Annotated in this window: 16 protein-coding genes and 1 pseudogene; 4 read left to right on the forward strand and 13 right to left on the reverse strand. The window is 74.3% G+C overall.

Annotation, left to right across the window (positions count from 1 at the left end; all coding sequences use genetic code 11):
- Positions 1-58: 58 nt before the first annotated feature.
- A complete protein-coding gene (locus tag GKC29_RS29575; RefSeq protein WP_196255617.1) occupies positions 59-733 on the reverse strand; it encodes a putative glycolipid-binding domain-containing protein in 675 nt (224 codons plus the stop codon).
- Positions 734-1,201: 468 nt separating this feature from the next.
- On the opposite strand from GKC29_RS29575, the pseudogene GKC29_RS29965 reads away from it, so the two are divergent.
- A pseudogene (locus GKC29_RS29965) lies at positions 1,202-2,341 on the forward strand (sigma-70 family RNA polymerase sigma factor); the annotation flags it as partial.
- 387 nt (positions 2,342-2,728) lie between these two features.
- Here the strand turns inward: GKC29_RS29965 and GKC29_RS29970 are convergent.
- On the reverse strand, positions 2,729-3,532 hold the full coding sequence (locus tag GKC29_RS29970; RefSeq protein WP_155331489.1) for an inositol monophosphatase family protein: 804 nt from the start codon (positions 3,530-3,532) through the stop codon (positions 2,729-2,731).
- A 141-nt stretch (positions 3,533-3,673) separates the two neighbouring features.
- Here GKC29_RS29970 and GKC29_RS15420 point away from each other — a divergent pair, with 141 nt between their 5' ends.
- Positions 3,674-3,904 (forward strand): YrhB domain-containing protein, encoded by a 231-nt coding sequence (locus GKC29_RS15420; protein WP_155331490.1) that lies wholly within the window; start codon positions 3,674-3,676, stop codon positions 3,902-3,904.
- Positions 3,905-4,007: 103 nt separating this feature from the next.
- Here GKC29_RS15420 and GKC29_RS15425 read toward each other — a convergent pair whose 3' ends face one another.
- From GKC29_RS15425 to GKC29_RS15445, 5 genes are all read right to left on the reverse strand, one after another.
- Positions 4,008-4,427: an ankyrin repeat domain-containing protein gene (locus tag GKC29_RS15425; RefSeq protein WP_230688628.1), complete on the reverse strand. Its 420-nt coding sequence runs from the start codon at positions 4,425-4,427 to the stop codon at positions 4,008-4,010.
- A 32-nt stretch (positions 4,428-4,459) separates the two neighbouring features.
- The gene (locus GKC29_RS15430; protein WP_196255619.1) at positions 4,460-4,795 is read right to left on the reverse strand and encodes an immunity protein YezG family protein; all 336 of its coding nucleotides are present in this window, start codon (positions 4,793-4,795) and stop codon (positions 4,460-4,462) included.
- An 11-nt stretch (positions 4,796-4,806) separates the two neighbouring features.
- Positions 4,807-5,274 (reverse strand): DNA/RNA non-specific endonuclease, encoded by a 468-nt coding sequence (locus GKC29_RS15435; protein ID WP_196255620.1) that lies wholly within the window; start codon positions 5,272-5,274, stop codon positions 4,807-4,809.
- A 157-nt stretch (positions 5,275-5,431) separates the two neighbouring features.
- Entirely contained in the window at positions 5,432-5,926 is a 495-nt protein-coding gene (locus tag GKC29_RS15440; protein WP_155331493.1) for a hypothetical protein, read from the reverse strand.
- Between the two features lie 5 nt (positions 5,927-5,931).
- Entirely contained in the window at positions 5,932-6,255 is a 324-nt protein-coding gene (locus tag GKC29_RS15445; protein ID WP_155331494.1) for a PE domain-containing protein, read from the reverse strand.
- A gap of 160 nt (positions 6,256-6,415) precedes the next feature.
- Between GKC29_RS15445 and GKC29_RS15450 the strand changes: the two genes are divergently transcribed.
- Both GKC29_RS15450 and GKC29_RS15455 read left to right on the forward strand, forming a co-directional pair.
- Positions 6,416-6,826 carry a YbaB/EbfC family DNA-binding protein gene (locus tag GKC29_RS15450; RefSeq protein ID WP_155331495.1) on the forward strand — a complete coding sequence of 137 codons (411 nt, stop codon included), beginning with the start codon at positions 6,416-6,418 and terminating at the stop codon, positions 6,824-6,826.
- A 102-nt stretch (positions 6,827-6,928) separates the two neighbouring features.
- The gene (locus GKC29_RS15455; protein WP_155331496.1) at positions 6,929-9,934 is read left to right on the forward strand and encodes a DUF4157 domain-containing protein; all 3,006 of its coding nucleotides are present in this window, start codon (positions 6,929-6,931) and stop codon (positions 9,932-9,934) included.
- A 166-nt stretch (positions 9,935-10,100) separates the two neighbouring features.
- Here the strand turns inward: GKC29_RS15455 and GKC29_RS15460 are convergent, their stop codons facing one another.
- The 6 genes from GKC29_RS15460 to GKC29_RS15485 are packed head-to-tail and all read right to left on the reverse strand — an operon-like array spanning position 10,101 to position 20,321.
- Positions 10,101-12,659, reverse strand: a complete 2,559-nt coding sequence (locus tag GKC29_RS15460) for a DUF6519 domain-containing protein (protein WP_155331497.1) — start codon at positions 12,657-12,659, stop codon at positions 10,101-10,103.
- Between the two features lies 1 nt (position 12,660).
- On the reverse strand, positions 12,661-14,724 hold the full coding sequence (locus GKC29_RS15465) for a phage tail protein (RefSeq protein WP_155331498.1): 2,064 nt from the start codon (positions 14,722-14,724) through the stop codon (positions 12,661-12,663).
- Entirely contained in the window at positions 14,721-17,126 is a 2,406-nt protein-coding gene (locus GKC29_RS15470) for a hypothetical protein (protein ID WP_155331499.1), read from the reverse strand. Before GKC29_RS15470 ends, GKC29_RS15465 begins: the two co-directional genes overlap by 4 nt.
- Positions 17,123-19,624 carry a baseplate J/gp47 family protein gene (locus GKC29_RS15475; RefSeq protein ID WP_155331500.1) on the reverse strand — a complete coding sequence of 834 codons (2,502 nt, stop codon included), beginning with the start codon at positions 19,622-19,624 and terminating at the stop codon, positions 17,123-17,125. Before GKC29_RS15475 ends, GKC29_RS15470 begins: the two co-directional genes overlap by 4 nt.
- Positions 19,621-19,995 (reverse strand): hypothetical protein, encoded by a 375-nt coding sequence (locus tag GKC29_RS15480; RefSeq protein WP_155331501.1) that lies wholly within the window; start codon positions 19,993-19,995, stop codon positions 19,621-19,623. The genes GKC29_RS15475 and GKC29_RS15480 overlap by 4 nt, the downstream gene beginning before the upstream one ends.
- Positions 19,992-20,321: a hypothetical protein gene (locus GKC29_RS15485; RefSeq protein ID WP_230688629.1), complete on the reverse strand. Its 330-nt coding sequence runs from the start codon at positions 20,319-20,321 to the stop codon at positions 19,992-19,994. The genes GKC29_RS15480 and GKC29_RS15485 overlap by 4 nt, the downstream gene beginning before the upstream one ends.
- Position 20,322: the final 1 nt, after the last annotated feature.

A 20,322-nucleotide genomic window follows, 5' to 3' on the forward strand; every position in this document is an offset into this window, starting at 1 on the left:
GTCGCACAGGACGTTCCGCAGCCACTACCGGGGCGGTGCGGCGGATAAACGGCACCGGTCAGGCCAGGTGGGCTGGTGCCCGTCGGGCGACGCCGGGCCAGTGGGTCACGAATCCGGCCTTGTCGAACGAGATGGTGGCGTTGCCGGTGTCGGACTCGACGCGCATGCCGCCGTCGGGCAGCGGATGCCGCTGGCTGTCGACGACGACGACGGCCAGTGACGGCGGTACGACCAGGCCGACCCGGGTGCGCGTCGGTTCCGACCCGTTCCGGTGTCGCCCTGGCAGTGTGGCGAACAGCGGTGCGCGGGCGATGGCGATCTCACCGACGGCGTCGAGGCGGTTGGTGTCATCGATGCCGGCGATTGGGGCCACTGGACGTCCGGCGCGGCGCAGCGCGGCGTCGAGGTCGCCGCTCTCGTACGTGTCGACCCGCCACTGTTCCGCGTCGCGTCGCAGGCGTACGCGGCGGCGCCAGCCGGCGCCCTCGGTGGTCACCGACAGCGTGGTGCACCGGCCGTCCGGCTCCCGGCGCAGGCGGTAGTGCAGGCAGTACGGCAGGACTCCGCCGATGAGCGCGACGCCGTCGGCGGCGGTGAGCTGCTGGTCGACGACGGCGAAGTCGGTGCCGACGACGTCGAGGCGTTGCCACAGCAGCGCACGGTCCAGGGCCGGATCGAGCAGGGCAGCGGCTTCCTCCGCGGCGGTTTCCCGGTTGGCGGTGAGGCTGAACATGATCGTCTCCCTTCCTCGGTCGGCGGCTGGCTCTACCCGTCCCGGCCGGCCCCGACGCAGGGCCGTCCCCCCGGTTTCCGGACCACCGCGGGCGTCGGTGGTAGCGCCGAACCGGTCCGATACCGACGGAAGGGAGCCGACCGACGATGCCCGTGGGTCCCAAGCGGCGCGTTGTCCGACCGGCCCTCCCGTCACCTCGCCGGGTGGACGTTCGACGCTGGGCCGGTCGGCGTTGCACAGGTCGGTGACAAGTCGTTGACGATCCTTCAAAGGCGGTTTTCCGGGCGACGTCGAGGAGATTGCTGACCGTGAGGCGCCGGACGGCAGGTCCACCATCCGGTGCCGAGGTGGCGGGGCGTGATCGGTGTGGAGCCCGTGCCAGCGGCGCTGGCGCCGTCCGTTGAGCACCATCCGCGCCTCGCGGCGGCAGGGCCGACGGCCCGCCCACTCGACGACCACGGGAGCGACATGTATTCGATCGATGCTGTCCGGGACACCCACACCGGTGTTGTCGGGGCCGAGCGCCGGGAGCAGGCGACCGTCGCGGCGATCCGCCGGCTGCGCGACCCACGGTGCTCCGGTGGCGAGCGTGACCGCCTGCGGCAGGACGTGGTGCGCTGGAACCTGCCGCTGGCCCGGCGGTTGGCCCGGCGCTACCAGCACCGGGGCGAGGGCCTCGACGACCTGCAGCAGGTTGCGGCGCTCGCGCTCGTCAAGGCGGTGGACGGGTACGACCCGGGCCGGGGCCCCAGCTTCACCGGCTACGCCACCCCCACCGTGCTCGGCGAGTTGAAACGGCACTTCCGGGACCGGGTGTGGAGCGTGCACGTGCCGCGGCGGCTGCAGGAGCGGTGCCTGGAGGTCACCCGGGCCCGCGATGACCTGACGCAGCGCCTGCACCGGCGGCCGTCGGCAGGGGAGCTCGCCGCCGCCCTCGGTGTCAGCGCGGCCGACGTCCGCGCCACCGAGGGCAGCATGTCGGCGTACCGGGCGGACTCGCTGAACCGGCCGGCGAGGCCCGACGACGACAGCTGCGAACAGCAGGACCTGCTCGGCGCGCGGGACGAGGCCTTGGAAGCGGTGTGCGACCGGGTGACGCTGCGGGCCGCCGTCGAGCGACTGGCGCCCCGGGCCCGGCACGCCGTGCATGAGTACTTCTACCGCAACCGTACGCAGGCTCAGATCGCCGCCGACCTCGGCACCTCGCAGATGACAGTGTCGCGGGTGCTCACGCAGGCCCTCGCCCAGTTGCGGGCGACGCTGTCCGAACGGACCTCGGAACCGCGGCCCGCCGTCGACGGCCACGGGGACCTGCGCGTGCGCACGTACGAGGCCGGTCGGGGTTGTGCGGTGGTGGCGGTCGCGGACGTCGTGGACGCAGCCGCGGCGGCCCGCCTCCGACAGTTGCTCATGGACCTGGCGCTCGCCCGACGGCCGCGCATGCTCGTCGTCGACCTGCGTCACGCCGGGCACCTGCCGATGGCAGCCGCCCGGACCCTGCTCGACGCCCGCCGCGCCTGCGGGCACGTGGGATCCCGCTTCTGCCTGGTCAACGTCGGCCCGGAGGCATACCACGCGCTGCACCGCACCGGGCTCGACCGGTTGCTGGACGTCCGCCCGGCGGCGGGCGTGGCGGCCGCCGGGCGTACCCCTGCTCCGCCGACCACAGCCGGCGGACCTATGACGACCGCCCGTCCCGCCGATGCGACCGCAACTGTCCCGCTGCCCGGACCGCCGGACCGGACAAGGTACCGCCGCCGGTTCAGCAGCGGTGCCGCCGTCGGGACCCGGGCCTGGCGGGGAGTGTGGATGGACCGGACACAGTGTCCGTCACGACTCGCCACCAGCTGCCCGGCGGAGCGTCACCTCCCGGGTGGCGGAGGCGATGGGAATGCCGGCCTCCCCAAGGCGGTGGAGGATCGTGCGGGTCACCGCGTCCTTGACGGCACGCGCGCCCAGCGACGACGACGCCCGCTGCGCCGAGGGGGAACCGGATCATTCCGTTCGTGGGCGCTGGTTCGCGACGAGGGTCAGTATGGCGGCATGCGTCTGCTCGTCTGCAGCCACAACCAGACCGCCCAGACCGGTGTGCATCGGCTGGCCGTCGATCCCGGTGACCACACAACCGGCTGCCTGGCAGAGGGCGATTCCCGCCGCGAAATGAACGCTGTCGGACAGGTGACCATCGGTGACGTAGGCGGCGCGGCGGCCAGCGGCGACCCAAGCCACGGCCAGCGTGGTGGAGACGACGCGAGGGCGGAACTGCTCGATGAATCCTTCGTCGGCGAGCATCCGGGCGGCCGAGAAGACCCCCTTGTTGGGAAACGGTGGGTCGAGATTGACGTCGACCAGTCTCGACTCGGCCGACGGGGCGAGTCGCTGGTCCGAACCGCCGCGACGCACGTATGCAGCGGCACCGTCAGTCCAGAACACCTCGTTCGTGAACGGGTCCGCGGCGGCGGCCACCGTGTTTTGCCCACCGGCTCGCAGCGCCACATTCACCGAGGTCAGCATGTTACGCACGGCATAGTTCAACGTTCCGCACAACGGGTCGACCAGCCACGTGCGATCGTTGTCGCCGTTGCCCGTGCGCCCGCTCTCCTCACCCAGCACGAGATCGTCCGGGCGCGCGGTACGCAACACGTCGATGATGGCTCTTTCGGCCTCGATGTCGGCCGTGGTGGCGAAGTCACCTGCGGACTTCTGCAAGCGTGTCAGCGATGATCCGTAGTGCGAGCGGACGACCGCAGCCCCGGCTTCCGCCGCTTCGATGACCAGGTCCTGGTCGGTGATCGACATGCAGGGACCATAGATGTCCACCGCACCTCGAACGCGCGTGGCCTCGCCACGGCCAGCGAGCATCGGTCAAGTACCCGGATCTGCCGCGCGTTAGGCAGCGTGACGCCGAGCTGGCCTGGCTGCCGGTCGGACGGACGTCGCATGGAAAAGATCCGCACCGGTGAATGGGTGATCATCGGCGCGCGAGAGCACGAGACCGCATGGTCCGTGGGCTACCAGTCACGCGCCTTCATCGAGTCAAGGGACATACCCGATTCGTTGGTAGGCAACGGACCTGTGGTCGTACCCAAGTCCGGCGCGGAGCCATGGCTGGCCTGGTCCGGTCGGCCGGTGGAAGAACAGATCGCCGAGGGGCGGCCCACCCTCGGCTGAACGCACTGGCATCCCGCTGATCGTGCGCCGGTGCCGGGCTACAACCCCAGCAGAAGCACCTGGGCCAGAGCGCAGTCGCATGAGCTCGCAGCGTCCTCGTCGCTCAACCGTTCCCTGCGGCTTTGAGCAGCGATTCCGTCTCAGGGTGGCCACTTCGGACGGCCCATTCGAGGGGCGACAGCCCGCTGCCGTGGTCCTCGCGGAGGTTCGGATCTGCGCCCCTTGTCAGGAGTTCGCGGACGACATCGGCATGTCCCCACGCTGCGGCTCCAGTCAACGGTGTTCCCTCCTCGCCGCGCCCGCTCTCGACGTTCGGGTCCGCACCGGCGTCCAGGAGGATCCGCACCGCCGCACGCTTGTCCTGCAGCGCGGCCAGGTAGAGAGGCGTGGTGCCGTCACGGTCTGCCGCGTTCGGGTCTGCCCCCGCGCGCAACAGCGCAAGCACGGCCGGAAGATCGTCACGTAGCAGCGACGCCATCAGGCGGGCGGTGAGCTTCTTGCGCTGTCGGACGTTCACCAGCATCGGAACAGGCGGTCCGGTGTGGCGTCGTCCCCTCAGTCAGCGGGGGGCTCGTACGAGAAGTCGACCTCGAAGGCGCCGTCACGCTGGACAGCCATGGTGAACCCGTACCACGGGTCGCCGCCGTCGTCGATCATCACCTGCCGCAGGTCGATGAGCAGGTCGGTAATCTCGTCGACGGCCTCGTCGGGGTTGTCGTCCCAGGAGAAGTAGAACGCTTTCCCGTCGGGGCCCCGAAGTTCCAGGGACGCGTTGGCGTAGTCGACGTCGGTTTCGCCGTTGGCGATGATGGTTTCCGCGTTGTCGGGCAGGACCGACAGCAGGATCTGCCCGATGCGGGTGATGATGTCGCTGTCACGACCGTCAGGCACGACGGCACCTCTCATGGATTTCGGAATCGGTGGGTGCGTTTGGGGCCGTTGTCGATCTGTTCGGTGATGGTGAACGCGGTCGGCCGGGTTGATGCTGAGTTCGGATCGTAGTGCACCCGGCCCTCGACCCGGACGGTCTGGGAGCCGGCGCCGGGGGTGGGGTGGTCCGGGTCCAGGGCCCGCGCCCACCTGTTCTCCATCCGTTTCCAGGCGGACAGGTTGAGGTTGGAGTCCATCGCCACGAGGTTGATGCGTTCGCCGGGACCGCGGAAGATGTGGGCGAACAGGTGGCCGCCCTGGTCGGTCGACTTGCGGAACGGCCTGCCGGCGACGCGCTGCTGGTAGGCGTTGCGGTGTCCGTCCACCGCCTGGAGACGTCCGCTGAAGTGGGTGACCCGGCCCTTGGAGTCGGTCTTGTAGGTGTAGCCGGTGGTGCGTTCCACGTAGGTCGTGTTGGGTTGGAGTTTGCGCCGGTTCACCGTGCGGTTCCACGCTCCGGGCTGACCGGCGTTGAAGTCGATCCGGGCGCGGGTGCGTGGGGCGGGGATGACTCGTCCGGCAGCGCCGATCGGTCCGCGGGCGTTCGGTGCGCCGCCCGGGGTCGCACGCCGTCCGCTGCCTCGCCCGCCTCGGCCTCTAGCCATTGAGCACCGCTTCGACGGCCATGGCGATGAGCTGATCGAGGATCAGCGAGGTGATCATCTTGAAGACCGGGATTTCGAGGAGCGAGGCACCGAACGTCACGGCGGCGGTCGCGATGGCCTGGGCGATCTGCACGGCAAGGATCGCCAACTGCACGATCACCTGGATCTTGAGGGCGAGGACGACGCCGGCGCAGACCATGATCCCCGCCCCGACGAGGGAGGCGCCGGGGATGCCCTGGGCAAGCGCGTTCGCCGGGCTGTCGGCGCCGTTCCACCACGCCTGGAAAGCCTGGGCCGCCTCGCCCTGGTTGTTCGCAAAGTAGGTGGAGGCTGAGGCGAGGGCCGCGGCTCCCGCGGCTTCCATCTTCGGCGCGAACTCCACCCACAACTGCCCGAGCTGGAACAACCGCTCCTCGTCCGAGGTGGGCCAGTCGTAGCCGAGCATGCCCAGGATGGACACCAGTTCACCCGGTAGCTGCAGTCCCATGCCGGTCAGCCGAGGCTCTCGCCGAGCGCGTTCAACGCGGCGAAGGCGTCCGCCTCGACCCGTTCGTAGGCTTCCGCCACGCCGACCAGGTCGTCGCCGGCGGCGGCCAGCTCGTCGGCGACGGTGTGCCAGCAGTCGAGCGCCCACTGCGCGACGGCGACGTAGGCGGTGCCGATGTAGGTGCCGATGGTGTCGTCGCCCCAGGCGCCGTCGTAGGCGGCGGTGGCGGCCTCGAACGCCGCCAACTGCTCCAGGAAATCCTCGCCGCTGGTGGCGAGGTTGTTGCCGGCGGTGAGGATCGCCTCCGGTTGCACGTCGAAGCCTGGCACCGTTCCCCCGATCGAGTGACGGACTGTGGCGGCACGGATCCTATCGGCAGACGCCAACCCGCGGGTTACGCGGACGGTCCCGGGTCCGTCGGGTGCGGGCCGCGGACGGTGTGGCATGTTCGTACGCTCAGGGGCGGCCGAGGGGACAGGGGAGCGGGGTATGCGTCCGAGCAGTGAGGGTTTCGCCGAGATGCTGGACCAGGTGGTCGCCGCCGCCGGCAGGGTGCAGGAAGCAGCCACCGGCGGCGCGGAGCCGGTGCGCACGAGCGCGGCGAACGGCTGGGTCGAGGCCGAGTTGGGCGCGGATGGACGGCTCGCCGCGCTGACGCTCGATCCGGGGTTGAAGGGGCTGCCGATGGAGCGGGTAGCCGCCGCGATCGTCGAGGCGGTCAACGCGGCCCTGGACGAGCAGCAGGCCCAACGCGGCCATGGTGGGCCGGCAGTGGACCTGTCCGAGATGATGGCGCAACTGAAGCAGGTCCAGGAGGCCGCGGTCCCGCAGCTGCGCTCGTTCGTGGACGCGCTGACCCGCGCCCAGCAGGACGCCGCCGCCCGCGCCACGCGACGGTAACCGCGCGGCGGGTCCGCTGGCGCGGTGATGCTCACCAGCCCGAACGGTCCTTGTTCGACCATCGGCGCGCCGGCATGATGGGCAGGGACGGATGGAGTTGCGGTGAGCCAATCCCACGCCATTGCCGCCCCGAGCGCCGCCCCGCCCGCGGTGAAGACCGTTCCGACCACCGAGCAACGCCCGTCCGCGTCGCCGCGGCCGGCAGCCGGATCCGAGTTCGGCCGGGTGGCGTTGGAGCGGGCGTTCGCCGACCCGGTCCGGCCCGTCCACGGCGCGGTCCGTGCATCCGTCGAGGCCGCAACCGGCGTGTCGCTGGCCGGCGTACGGGTGCACACCGGCCCGCACGTGCGGACGGCGGCCCGGGCCGGCCGCGCCGCCGCGTTCACCGCCGGGCGGGACATCGGGATCGCGGTCGGGCCGGGGCAGGAGCTCCCCGAAGCGTTGCTCACCCATGAGCTGATCCACGCCGCCCAGCAGTCCGGCGACGGGGATGCCGCACCCGACGACGCGGAGGCGCAGGCGCACCACGGCGCGCACGACCTCGACGCGCTCGGGCCGCTGCGCACCACCGGCACGTGGTACGTCGCGTTCGCCCCCGAGGACTGGCTGCAGACGACCCCGGATGTCCGGCACTACGGGTTCACCGAGCTGGTGGACGAGCTGCGCGCCGTCGACGAATGGCTCAACCGGCAGATCGTGGGCTCGCAGGAGACCGACCGGATGATGGAGGCCAAGGAGGCCCTGCAGGCGGAGCTCGCCCGCCGGCAGGCCGCCATCCGGGCCGCCGACCGGCCGCCACCGCGACGCCGTGGCCGCGGCCGGGCGGGGCAGGCGCCCGCCCAGCCGGAGCTGCCCGAGCAGACCGAGATGCCGCGCATCCTGCGGGAGCGGAACAGCAGACAGCTCACCGACCCGGACGAGATACGGGCCGAGGTGGACTTGATCACCGCCTGGTTGCAGCGTCCGGACCTGAGCCGGGACACCCGGTGGATCCTGCGGCAGGAGCTCGCGGCGCTGGAGCCCGGCCTCGGCGCGGAACTCGGCCGGGCGAGCGCGCAGCGGCAGCAGCAGCGACTGGCCCGCGCCCTGTCCCCGGCGGCGGGTGCCGACCGGTCCGGCGTGCTCGCGAACATCCGGCTGATCGAGTCGATCCGGCCCTACCAGGAGCAGCCGGGTATGGCGTACGTCATGCACGACGGCGAGCTGCTCGTCTTCCCGCAGGAACTCGCCGACCGGGTGCGGGCCGAGGTCACCGCCGCGCTGCAGGAGGCGGCGCGCCGGGCGCGGGACGTGAACGACAGCACCGAGTACCGCATGCGCGAGCACATGCGACTGAACTACGAGGACCAGTACGTCGTCGGCTTCTTCGTCAGCGTCGTCAGCGGCGAGGAGCCGGTCGACGTCCAGCGGCGCATGCTCGACCCGATGGCGGACTCCAACATCGCGCTCAGCCGCTTCCGTAACGCCCAGCAACGCGGCTCGCTGACCGAGATGGCGGACGCCGTCTTCACCGCCGTGGAGAAGGCCGACCAGGCGCAGACCATCGTGCTCGACGGCATCGACCGGGCGGTCGCGGCGGCCGGTTCGATCGTCACCGGCCTGACCATCACCCGGAACCTCGCGTTCGCGGTGGCGCTGTCCATCGGCGCGATCCTCGCCGCCCCGGTGGTCGCGGCCGGCGTCGCCGGGACCGGCGCGACCGGCCTGCTGGCCACCGGCATGACCGCGGTCGGCACCGGGGCGGTCGTCGGCGGTGAGGGCTTCCTGCTCGGGTTCGCCGGTGGGGCGGGCGGTGAGCTGGTCGCCGGCCACGGTGGCGAGGCGGCGCTGCGGACCGGCCTGAGCGAGGGGCGACGGGTCGGCGGGGAGGGCTTCGCGATCGGCGTCGGCGGCGGGGCGAGCCTGGGGCTGGCCGGCAACCTCGGCATGGGCGCGACCGGGCTGAGTCGCGGCGGGCAGCTGTGGCGCGGTGCGCTCGCCGGTGGCGGCGGCAACGCGATCGGGTCGATGACCGGCGCCGCGCTCAGCGACGTCCCGGAGGGCGAGAGCCGGGCGAGTTTCGTGCTGCGCTCCGGGGCGTGGGGCGCCGGGCTCGGCATGTTCGGCGGTGCGGCCGGGACCGGCTCCCGGTGGCTCAGCTCACCCGGAGCGCGGTTCGGCGTCGGCGTGGGGCTGCCCAGCCTGGCCGGCGCCGGCGGGACGTACCTCCAGTCGGGGGGCGACTGGAGCCAGACGTTGCAGGCCGGCGCGTTGGGGCTCACCGTCGGCGGGCTGGCCGGCCGCCAGCCCACCACGGTCACCCCGACCCAGCAGCGCGCCTTCCAGCTCGGCCGGCAGTTCATGGGCGGCGTGCGGGCGTACGCGGGCGCGGCCATGATCGGGTTGGGCAACGTCGGGCCGTCGCTGCGGGTGGGGGAGTCCTCCGCCTCGACCACTATCGTTGTGCGCGACAGCGACGGCGGCTTCGTCCAGCAGGGCCGGGCGGCGGTGCAGCAGCAGGCAACCGTCCAGCAGCAGGCGCCGGCAGCGGTGCAGCAGCAGGCGCCGGCGCCGGTCCAGCAGCAGGCGCCGGCGCAGCAACCGCAGCAGGCGCTGACCATCCGGGTCTCCACCGGCGCGTTCGTTCCCAACCCGGCCCGCCAGGTCGTCGACCCGTTCTCCGGCGAGGTGCTCGGGCAGCGGTCCGCGTCGGCGCAGACGGCCCGGTCGCTGATCACCGGCATCCGGGCCGACGAGGGCGAGGCGGCGGCCTGGCGGGCGGCACTGGCCCGCGGCGAGATCGGGTTGCAGGGACCGACCGGCTCGAACGTGCCCGGCGGCGACTTCTACACCGCCCAGATCGACGCCAACGGTCAGGTGACTCTCATCGCGACCGACGTGAAGCTGTCCACCGTGGGCAGCTTCCCGACGCCGGCCACCACCCTCAAGCCCACCTGGCGGGCCGAGTTGCAGGCCGCCATCGCACCGGGCCGGCTGAACCTCGGCGACCCCGCGCTGGAGAACGCGATCCGGGCCGCGTTCGCCGCCGGCCGGATCCGGATCCGCCAGCTCAACGCCGACTACTCACCCACCGGCGGGGGCACGATCACCCCCGCCAACGGCTGGTGAGCCCGAACGACCCCGGACACATCAGAAGGCGCCGACCTCGTCGGCGCCTTCTCATCCGTGCCGTCCAGCCATACGGGGTGTCGAACCCCTCATCCGCTACACAAGGTCTCGGCTGTCCCTACCGCGGGTTGGCGCATGCCTGGACCTACGAGGATATTCCCCGCCGTCATGGCAAGCAACGGTCCAGCAGGAACGAGCCCGACTCGACGCGTACCCCGACGCCCAGCGGGTTGAGCACGTCACTGACGTAACGCAACGACACCCTCTGCGCAGCCCCCTCGTCGCGCAGCACCACGCCGGCCCGGAACGGGCCGGACGCGTCGAGGCCGCGTAGTTGCAGGAACGCGCCGAGCTGGCCGGTCACCCGCACCGCGTCGACCGGCGTGCCGTCGGTCTGGTCGCCCGTACGGTGCAACCGCGCGTGGTTGTCCAGCATGGTCAGGCTGCTGAAGCTGCCCACGTAGAAGGCGTGCCGCTGGCGGCCCCAGAAGAACGGCACCGCGCAGGACACCGTGTTGTTGCTGATCACCACCTGGCCGAGCACCCGCCGGCCCCCGCCGGCCGCCCGCAGTGCCACATGGACGCCCTGCAGCGCCCCGGTCACCTCGTTGCCCTCGACCCGGACCAGGTTCGCCCGGTCGCCGGCCACCACGATGCCCTGCCCGACGGCCCGGGTGTCCTTCAGCGCCGCCGCGAGGAACCGGCCGCTGACCGAGCCGACCGCCGCCTGGTGCGGTTCGGTGGCGCTGGCCGTGACGAACCGCGCCAGCCCCTGGTGCAGCGAGGCACGGGACTTCAGCCGCCGGGTCGAGGTGGCCTTCGCCCAGTCGGCGGCCACCCGGCGCAGCGCGGCCGGGCCGCCCATCCGTACCGTGCGCCCGTCGGCCAGCTCGACCGCCGCGCCGCCGCCGGCCGCCGGGTCGGCGGCCAGGTGGCCGGCGACGAACCGGCCCAGCTCGCGGGCCACCAGGCGGGTCATCAGCGTGGTCGCCTTGCCGGCCGACAGCACGACGGTGTTGTCCACGACCGTGCTCTCGGTCGCCGACGCGACGATGACGCCCGCCTGGTGGTCACCGATCTCCAGCCGGTTGCCACGCACCTCCACCGCGCCGGGACGCCTGCCGTCCGGGTCGGGCGCCGCGTAGATGCCCGACTGCGCACGCCCGGACGAGTCCGGGCACCACACCTCGCAGTCGCGCACCCGCACCCCGTCGCAGCCCAGGAACGTCAACGCGCCCAGCAGGTGCTCCTCACCGGGCGGGGTGTCGGGGGCCCGGCCGGACTCCACCCGCAGGCGGGTGACCTCGATGTCCGGGCAGCGGGTCGCGACCAGCACCGCCTCGTGCTTCTCGCCGACCAGCACCGTGGCCGGTCCGATCCCGGTGATCACCACCCGCTGTTTGCCCGTGACGGTCAGCGGGGCACCGACCCGGAACGTGCCGGCGGCGAGGCACAGCTCGCCGCCGGTGGCGGGCAACGCGTCCAGGGCGGCCTGCAGGTCGTCACCCGGGAACGCGGTCACCGTGCAGGTCCCGCCGCGCAGGTCGGTCAGCGGCGGGAAGGTCGGCCGGCAGTCCGTGAGCACGGTCTTGTTCGTCAGGTCCACCACGGCCAGCGGCGCAGCGGTGTGCACGACGCCGTCGGGCGGGGCGTCGGTCAGCGTCTCCACCGCGTCGGCGGCGCTGCCGCGGACCCGCACCCCCCACCAGTCGCCGACCTGGTAGCCGCCGGCGCGGGCGGTGAACGCGATGCCGACGTCGGCCCCGCCGAGGGTCAGCGGGACCGCGGTGGCCGCGCCGACGACCTGCCCGTCCCAGCGCCGCAGGCAGGTACCCGGCGGGTCGCCCGCCAGCGGGCTGGCCGTACCGAGGGTGACCGTGTCGCCGCCGGCCGACGGCGCCACCGCCGCCACGGTGAACAGCGCGCCGTGGTCGCGCCGGTCGGCCCGGCGCGCCAGCGTCGACACCTCGACCAGGTCGCCGGGGGCGAACGTCACCGCGGGCGACGGGGCGAGGGTCACCGTCGTGCCGGCCACCGTCGCCGCCACCGCGTCGCTGCCGTTCGCGTACGACCAGGCGAACCGGGCCGTCTTCTCCGTGCCCGCGTCGAGCACCTCGATGCGCAGCAGCCCGTCGGGCAGCTTGCTGCGCGGGTCGTCCGGAGGCGCGCACGGGTCCGGTGACACCGGCGCGGCGGTCCGCGAGACGTCCAGCCGGCCGGTCGACACCGGTACGGGCAGGCCGGCGCCCGAGCAGGTGGGGGACGTCGCGGGGACGGCCCGTACCCGCCAGCCCACCCGGGTGCGGGTGGTGGTGTCGACGCCGGCGAGGGCCGGGTCGAGCAGGCTCGGGTCCTCCGCCGCCTGCACCTCCTCGACGAACGCGTCGAGGTAGACGTTCACCAGGCCGGACGCGGGCAGCGCGGCGACCTCCGGCTGTGCCGCGTACCCCAGGTCGGCGGGGTTGCGGGCGAGCAGCCCGCCGATCCACATCGTCCCGGCGCGGACCGTCAACGCCCCGCCCACGAACTCCACCTTGAAGGCGGTGCTGCCGACCGGCACCCCGGCCGGGCCGATCGCGTCGCGGGCGAGCTGCCGGGCGTCCCGGGCGGAGCCCCCGACGACCAGGTTCCAGTCGGTGTCGAGCAGCACCCGGCCCTGCTGCATGAGCGCAGCGGTCCACCGGTCGGTGGCGCGCAACGGGACGCTGGTGACGTCTCCGGTCATGTCATTCCTCCGGGTGCGCGACGCTCAGGTGCGGATGCACGGTCAGCGGGGTCATCTCGGGCAGGCGCTGCGCCAGCCGGACGGCCAGCGGCCCGCGGCGGGCGTGGTGGTAGGCGCCGATCTCGCCACCGTCGCTCGCGCCGGTGAGCAGTGCCGGCGACGGGCGGGCCGACGGGGCGTCCAGCACCGGCGCGTAGTAGCCGGCCGAGTCGAAGCCGATCCCGCCGAAGCGCGGCAACGGCCCGGTCAGGCAGTGGTACGCGGGCGGGTGGGCCTGCGGCGAGTCGTGCTCGCCCAGGTGGCAGTAGCGCACGCAGCCGGTGGACGTGACGGTGGTGCGCAGCCCGCCGGTGAACAGGCAGTCGGTCACCCACACCTCGTCGGCTCCGACCGGCCCGACGAAGGTGACCCCGGTGGCGACGAGGTCGGGCGGGAACCGGTCGGCGGCGGCGACCGCGGCGCGGGTCGGGTCGCCGCCCGGATCGCCGCCGCACGGCATCAGCGCCGCGCCCCGCCCGTCGACGACGCAGTCGGTCAGCTGGATCGGGTACGCGGACAGGTCGGCGCGGATCGGGCCGAGCAGGCAGCGCGTCGCGGCCAGCCGGACCGTCCACGCGGTCGGGTCCACGTCGATCCCGTGCCCGGACGTCGGGTCGCCGGTCATCCCGACCAGGTCGACGCCGGCGAGCTGGGCGCCGATCCGCAGCGCGCCCGCGAGGAGGAACCCGCAGAGCTCGATCCGCACGTCGGTCAGCTGCAGGGACAGGTCCCCGGTGACCACCGGGGTGCACCCGGTCGGGGCGACGACCCGCCACCGGGTCAGCGTCGGGGTGCCGGTCACCGGCGCCGCGGGCGCGGCGAGCCGGTCGCTGGTGAGCAGGCGGATCTCCACCTGCGGGGCGTCCGGCTCGCTGGAACTGCTGGTCGCCGCGGTGGCGGCGGCGAACGCCGCGGTCAGGGTGGGCACGACGATCTGCCCGGCGGGGTGCGGACCCGACGCCGGATCGACGACGATCACCACGCCCGCGTCGTCGCGGGTCTCGGCGGTGCTCGCCACCGCGCCGAGCCGCCCCGGGACGGCCCGGTAGAACGTGGCGCGGAGGGTGCCCGGCACGTCCCCGGCCGGTTTCACCACCCCCCGGTACGGGTCGACGAGCACCGTCCCCGCCGGGGCGGCGGGGGACCCGGCGGGCGGCAGGGCGGTCAGCCCGATCTTCGCCCAGGGCAGCGGCACGCCGTCCACGGTCAGCTCCAGCAGCGCCGGCCCGTCACCGGTGAGAGGATGGTCGGCCGCGAGCGTCCACACCGGCCCGTAGCTCACGTCGCCGAGCGCGTCGATCAGCCGCCACGTGGCGCGTACCGGAAGCTCGTCCGGCGTGCGCGGACGACGCGGTGCGGGCGGCTCGCCGGGTGGTCGCTCGTCCTCGGCGTCGCTGGCGATCTCCAGCGGTCGCGGCCGTAGGTAGAGCGGCGCGCTGCCGCCGAGCGGGTGCAGCGCGAACCGGCCGCCCCCCAGCGGCGCCACCTGGACCTGTTCGTAGCCGAGCACCTGCCACGGGAACACCTGCACGGTCGCCGCCGCCGGGTGGAACGACCCGCCCGGCGTGACCGACCGTCGCGCGGGGTCGAGCCCGGTGCCCGCCAGCAGGTGCTCGCCGTTGCGCAGGTCCAGCGAGGCGGTACGCCGGACCGGGTGGCGCAGCTGCTGGCACCACACCGTCGCCGTCCAGCCCTCGCGCACCCGTGCCGACCAGCCCGTGACGACCTCGGCGAAGTCCTCCAGGGCGGCCGGGGTCCCCTTGCGCCGGCGTAGCGCGGTCGCGTACGCGATCTCGCGCCGGTCGGCGTCCGGCGGCAGCCCCAGCAGCGCGCCCAGGTACGGCAGCGCCCAGTCCGCGGCGCTGTCCGGGAAGGCGTCGTCGAGCACCCGGTCGACGTCCGCCGCGAGCAGCAGCCACTGCTCCTCCAACGCCGCCAGCAACGCGAGCAGCGGCGGTGTGTCGGCGCCGGCCGGCCCGGTGTTCAGCAGGGCCGGCGGCACCATACGCAGGAAACGTTCGCTCATTGGAGATGCACCGCCGTCACGCTCAACAGTTCGTACCGTTCAGCCGGTGTCCGGCCGATCGCGGCCTCGGCGGCGGACGGCGCGCGGACGCCCGGGGTGACCGACAGCGCGACCACGCCGACGACCCCGGTGACCGCCTGCGCCACGGCCAGCACGTCGCTCGCGTCGACCGGCACGCCCAGGTCGCGCGGTCGGGGCGCGAGTGGGCCGGCCGGGTCGAGCAGCGCCGCGCCGACCGCCTCCCGGACCGTCACCGGGTCCCGGCGCGGGTCGGCGGTCACCGTCAGCGTGGCGGTCAGCGCGCTCGGCACGCCCGCGCACACGCACAGGCCCACCGAGGTGTCCCGCCGGGCGTCCAGGTAGCCGGCGAGCGAGGTCAGCTCGGCGGGCAGCGGTGCGCGCACCCCCGGGTCGCCGAACCGCAGCGACGCCACATGCAGACCGCTCCCGCCGCAGGGGCAGCCCACCGGGCCCGCGCCCCGCCACGCCACGCTGTGGCTCGTCCCCGGCACGCCGAGCGCCAGGTCGGCCAGATCGTCCAGTGACACCGCGCGGTCCAGCGCGCGGACCCGGGCCGCGGCGGCCCGCCGCATCTGCAGCGAGTCCTCCTGGTCGGCGGCCCCGGTGGTACGGCCCACCCCGGCGATCTTGCGGACGCCCCGCACGCTGCCGAGCAAAGTGTCGATCCGCGTCGCGTCCAGCTCACCGACCAGGCCGCCGCCGACCCGCCAGGTCGCCGTCACCTCGCCGCGTACCGCGTCGGCGCCGAAGCGGACCACGAGGCGGCCGTCGGCGGCGAGCCGGGTGGTGAACACCGGTGCGGTCGGGTCCCGCCCGTACAGGCTGTCGACCTCGTCGAAGGCCACCCCGCCGACCCGGACGGTGAGACTGTCGGTGACCCGGCCCGACTGGTCGACGTCGGCGGTGACCGGGCCGGGGACGACGGTGCCGCCGTCGGCCACGGTCAGCGGTCCGCGGCGCGTCTCGCCGTGCCGGACCGGGACGAGGTTGGCGGTCGCCGGGGCCTTCGCGGCCGTCCCGGTGAGCCCGGAGCCGAGGACGAGCAGCATGCCACCCACGTCGTCGGTGGTGTCGCCGGCGTCCCGCGAGCAGTCCGCCAGCTCCCAGCCGGCGCTGGTCTGCACGGCGATCCGGGTGGGCACCTCGGCGGGCCGGGGATGCACCCGCAGCCGGGTCCCGCCGGGGGCCAGCGGCGGCAGCTCGTGGTGCTGGGCGACGACCCGGTGGTCGACGAGCAGGATCTCGATGTCGTCGTTCCGCTGGCCCGGCGGCAGCGGGTCGGTCAGCTCGATCCGGCCGACGTGGTGCTTCGTCCCCGGGGCGACCGACCAGTCCACGCCGCTGACCGACTCGACCGTCGTGACGAACGCGCCGTACGCGTTCGAGACGAGGATGTTCATACCCGGGCTCGCCGCGCTCGCGTCGGTCACCAGCAGGTGGCCGGAGCCGACCGCCGCGGCCTCGCCCGGGTAGCTGACGGCGGCCGTGGCGGCGGCGCCGGAGGAGTTCACGTAGGACAACTTGCTGAGCCGGTGCGCCAGCGACAGTTTCGCGCGTACCCGGTAGGCGGCGTACGTGGTGCCGCTGACCGGCGCCAGCAGCCCGGCGAGCTCCCGGTCGGTGGTGACCAGGAAGGCGCCCAGGTCGTCGGACCTCTTCGTCACCGTCACCACGGCGCGCAGCGTCAGGTTGCTGGCGAACAGGGTGTAGACGATCGACATCCAGCCGAGCCAGCCCCACCAGGTCGACGGCATCGGCACGTACCCCGAGGGTTTCTCGGCGACCAGCGCCACCCGGTCGCCGGCGCCGAAGCCCGGATCGGTGAGCAGCCGCAGCGCGCGACCCGGCGGCGGCTGCGGGGTCGGCACGGCGGTGACGGTGAGGTCGGCCCAGTCGGCGCGCAGCTGCGTGTCGGTGACCACCTCGAAGGTCTGCGCGGCCCGGGTGGGCGTGCCAGGCGCCTGCACCCGGGTGCCGGCCGGGACGAGCGGACCGGCCCCGGAGTCCGTCGTGCAGCGGATCCAGCCGTGCGCCGCGGTCCGCTGCGTCGGCCGGTGGCCGAGCAGATCGATGGTCCGGCGCAGGTCCGTCCAGTCCTGCGCGGTGCCCAGGTACCGCTCGCCGGTGGCGAGTTCGGTGTACGCGGCGACCGAGTCGGCCACCCGCGACCACAGCTCGGCGGCGGTGACGACGGCCGGGTCGCCCGCCACGTCCAGGCGCGCGCCCAGCGGTCCGGCCCCGCCCGCCCCGGTCACCCCGGCGATCCCGGCGAGCAGCCCGTCGCGGAAGTCGTACCGGTCGGCGAGCCGGCGACGCAGCCGGGGCAGACCCGGCGGCGGGTCGGGCCGGGGCGTCAGCTCACGGGGCTCCGGTGCGTTCATCGGCCACCCTCCACGGTCAGCTCGATCCGGCCCCGGTCCGGCGCGGCGGCGTCGTCGTCGCAGACCGCGATCTCGTCCGGCCCGACCACCAGCACCTCGTGGTACGTCCCGGCCGGCTCGGACAGCCGGCGCGCCTCCGTCACCCGCACCGCGTCCACCCCGGGCACCCCGGCGACGGCCGCGACGACCGTCGACACGTACACCGAGGTGCCGAGCGGGTGCGCGGCGGGCGTGAAGACCCCCCCGGGCCGGCCCGGCCGCAGCGCCGCCAGGATCCGCAGCCGGGCCAGCGCGGGATCGGTCCCCGGGGTCAGGCACACCGTCGCCGCGACGAGCAGGCCCACCGGGGTCGCCGGCAGGGTGACCACCTCCGTGCCGACCATCCGCACCGCGTCCATCACCTCGGCCACCGCGGCGTCGACCGACGGGTCGTCCACGTCGCCCGCCAGCTCCACGGCCACGAGGCCGACCGGCCAGGATCCGGACCACGACCGGCGCGCCGCGGCGCGGGCCACACCGGGGACCTGCGTCGCGAACGGCGGCAGGTCGCTCACCAGCACCGCCCGCCGGGGCACCGCCGCGTACGCCTGCGGAGCGTCCCGGCGTACGTCGTCGAGCGGCACGGCGGCGGCGCCACCCACCCCCGGCGTGAGGTTGCGCGCGGTGACCCTCGCGTCGGCCTCCGCCCACACGCACGGCTGCCCGGCCGGGGAGGTGCTCCGCACCAGCCGCGTCAACGTGTTCGCCGCGATCAGCCCGCCCGGGCCGGCGCCGACCTCGTAGCGCACGGTCACCGCCGACCCGGCCGGCGGCACCACGCCCAGCACGCCGGTGCGGAACCGCAACCGGGGCGGGTGGTCGTCGTCGTGGTCGACCACGACGCTGAACCCCTCCGCCGTCGCCCGCAGCAGGCTGGTCACCCGGGTCGCCCCGACGGTGATGCCGCTGGGCAGCGCCACCCGGGTGTCCAGCCGCCACGGCCGGCCGCCGGGCGCGCAGGACAGTCCAGCCGTTGCGGCGCGGACGAGCAGGTAGTCCGCGACCCGCTGGCGGGCCGGGTCGGGTCGGCCGCCGGTGAGCGGGTCGAGCGGCGCGATCGCCGCCGGACCGTCGACCAGCAGACCGTGGTGGGCGGGCAGGACGCCGAGCCGGGCCACGCCGACGCGGGGCGTGCCGCCGGAGTGGTCCACGCTGACCGGCACCGGCCGGGTCAGCGCGTCGGCGGCGTCCCAGAACACCCGCACCAGCGGCAGGCCCGGGGAGAGCGGGTCGGTCATCTCGACCGCGTGGGTCACCCGGACCACCTGCGCCGGGAACGAGGCGAGGGGGAGGCGGATCTGCTCGCCGCCGCCGTCGTCCGGCGGCCAGTTGGTGAGCCGCCGCGCCCAGTCCTGCTGCGCGCCGGCCGGCCCGGGGGCGACCACCTCGAAGGCGAGCAGCGAGCCCACCGGCAGCCAGGTCGCCAGCGGTGCGCCGTCGGCCGGGCGGGGGCGGACCAGCACCGCGCTGGTCGCGCCGGCGGTCAGCACCGCGTCCGCCTCGGTCCAGTCGTAGAGCGGCACCTCGGCGTGCGAGGCGAAGACGGTGACCGGGGCGTCGGTCTCCAGCGTGAAGTGCGCGGCGTCGGGCGACCGTTCCGGGTCCCCGACGGCGTCGGTCGCGGTGTCCCCCGGCTGGACGACGAAGCTGCTGTCGGTCGGTCCGGCGTTCGGGTGGGCCCGCCGCACCTGCACGAACGTGGCGGCGCTGGTCGCGGGGGGCACCGGGTGGTCGACCAGGCGGGCGTGCCGGGTGACGCTGGCGCGGCGGCGGGCGGTGCCGAGCCAGGTCTCGGTGGCGACCCGGTCCAGGCGGTAGTGCAGCAGGTCACCGAGGTGCGCCATCAGTTCGAGCAGGGTGACCGTGACGTCGGCGGGGGAGTGGTCGGAGTTCGGCGCGAGGACGTCCAGCCGTTCCAGGAGCATCGCGCGCAGCCCGGCGTAGTCGCGGGCCAGGGTGTCGTAGTCGGGCGGGGTGAGCGGGGCGGGCTGCTCCGGGATCCGCACGCAGTCCGGCACGTCGCCGCACTCCGGGCGGAGCCGTACCGGCAGGTGCCGGCGCAGCGGGTCGACCTGGAGCCCGAGCCCGGCCAGGCCCGCCGGGTCGACACCCAGCCGGTACGGCGCGCGTCCGGGCAGCGCCGCGCCCACCGCCTGCACGGGCAGGTCGAGGTGCGCGGGGACCGGATTCCCGTCCGGGTCGGTGGTCGCCGCGACGACCGTCCCCGGGCCGGTGACGGTGACCGCCGGGCGGCCCTGGAACGTCCACATCCCGGCGGCGGTCAGCCCGGCCGGCGGGTCGTCGTAGAGCCAGACCGAGACGGTGCGGGTACTTCCCGAGCTGGTCGCGCTGGCCGCGCGCAGCCCGATGACGCTGCCCCCGGCGAACAGCGCCTCCGGCCGGCGCAGCGGGCTGGCCTGCGGCTGCACCGGCTCGGTGTAGGCGTCGAAGGTGGTCACAGCGCCGCCGCCGGCAGGGTGAGGGTGACCGTCCGGGTCTCGCCCGCCGGCCGGGGGCGGTAGACCACCTGCGCGGACACCGTCGAGTCGGCGACGGTCACGGTCACGTCCACGACGTCGAGGCGGTCGCCGAGCGCGTCGGTGAGGCTGCCCCGGGCCCGGGCCCGCACGGTGCCGGCCAGGTCCGGGGAGAGCGGCTGGAACAGCGTCGACGGGCCCAGTCCGGCGCCGAAACCCGGCCGGTGCAGCCGCTCGTTCGGCCCGGTGAGCAGAACCATGCGGACGAGGTCGTCCAGGTGCTCCAGTGCCGACCGGGTGGCCAGCCGGCGTCCGGCGCCGACGGCCCAGGGTTGGGCGGCGAACCGCTTCATCTGCCCTCCACCTTCGACTGGTTCGTCCTGATCTGGAGCGTGCCCTGCGGCGCGGACGCCGCGCTCAGGCACAGCCCCACGCTGGTGTCGAGCAGCACCGGGTCGCCGGCCGTGACCCGGACGGCCGGGGACTGCCACCGCACCGTCGTGCACGGGCTGGCGACGTTGCCGACCATGAACGGGCAGCCGGTGATCGTCGTGCTGTCGGAGAGCACGAGCACCGGGGCGCCGTCGGCCAGCACCCGGTCCTGGCTCGCGGTGAAGCTCGCCGACCCGCCGTGCGGGCAGGTCGCCACGGTGGCGGTGGTGAGCAGGTAGCCGGGCACG

The organism is Micromonospora sp. WMMC415 (assembly GCF_009707425.1).
In the GTDB taxonomy this organism is placed as follows: domain Bacteria; phylum Actinomycetota; class Actinomycetes; order Mycobacteriales; family Micromonosporaceae; genus Micromonospora.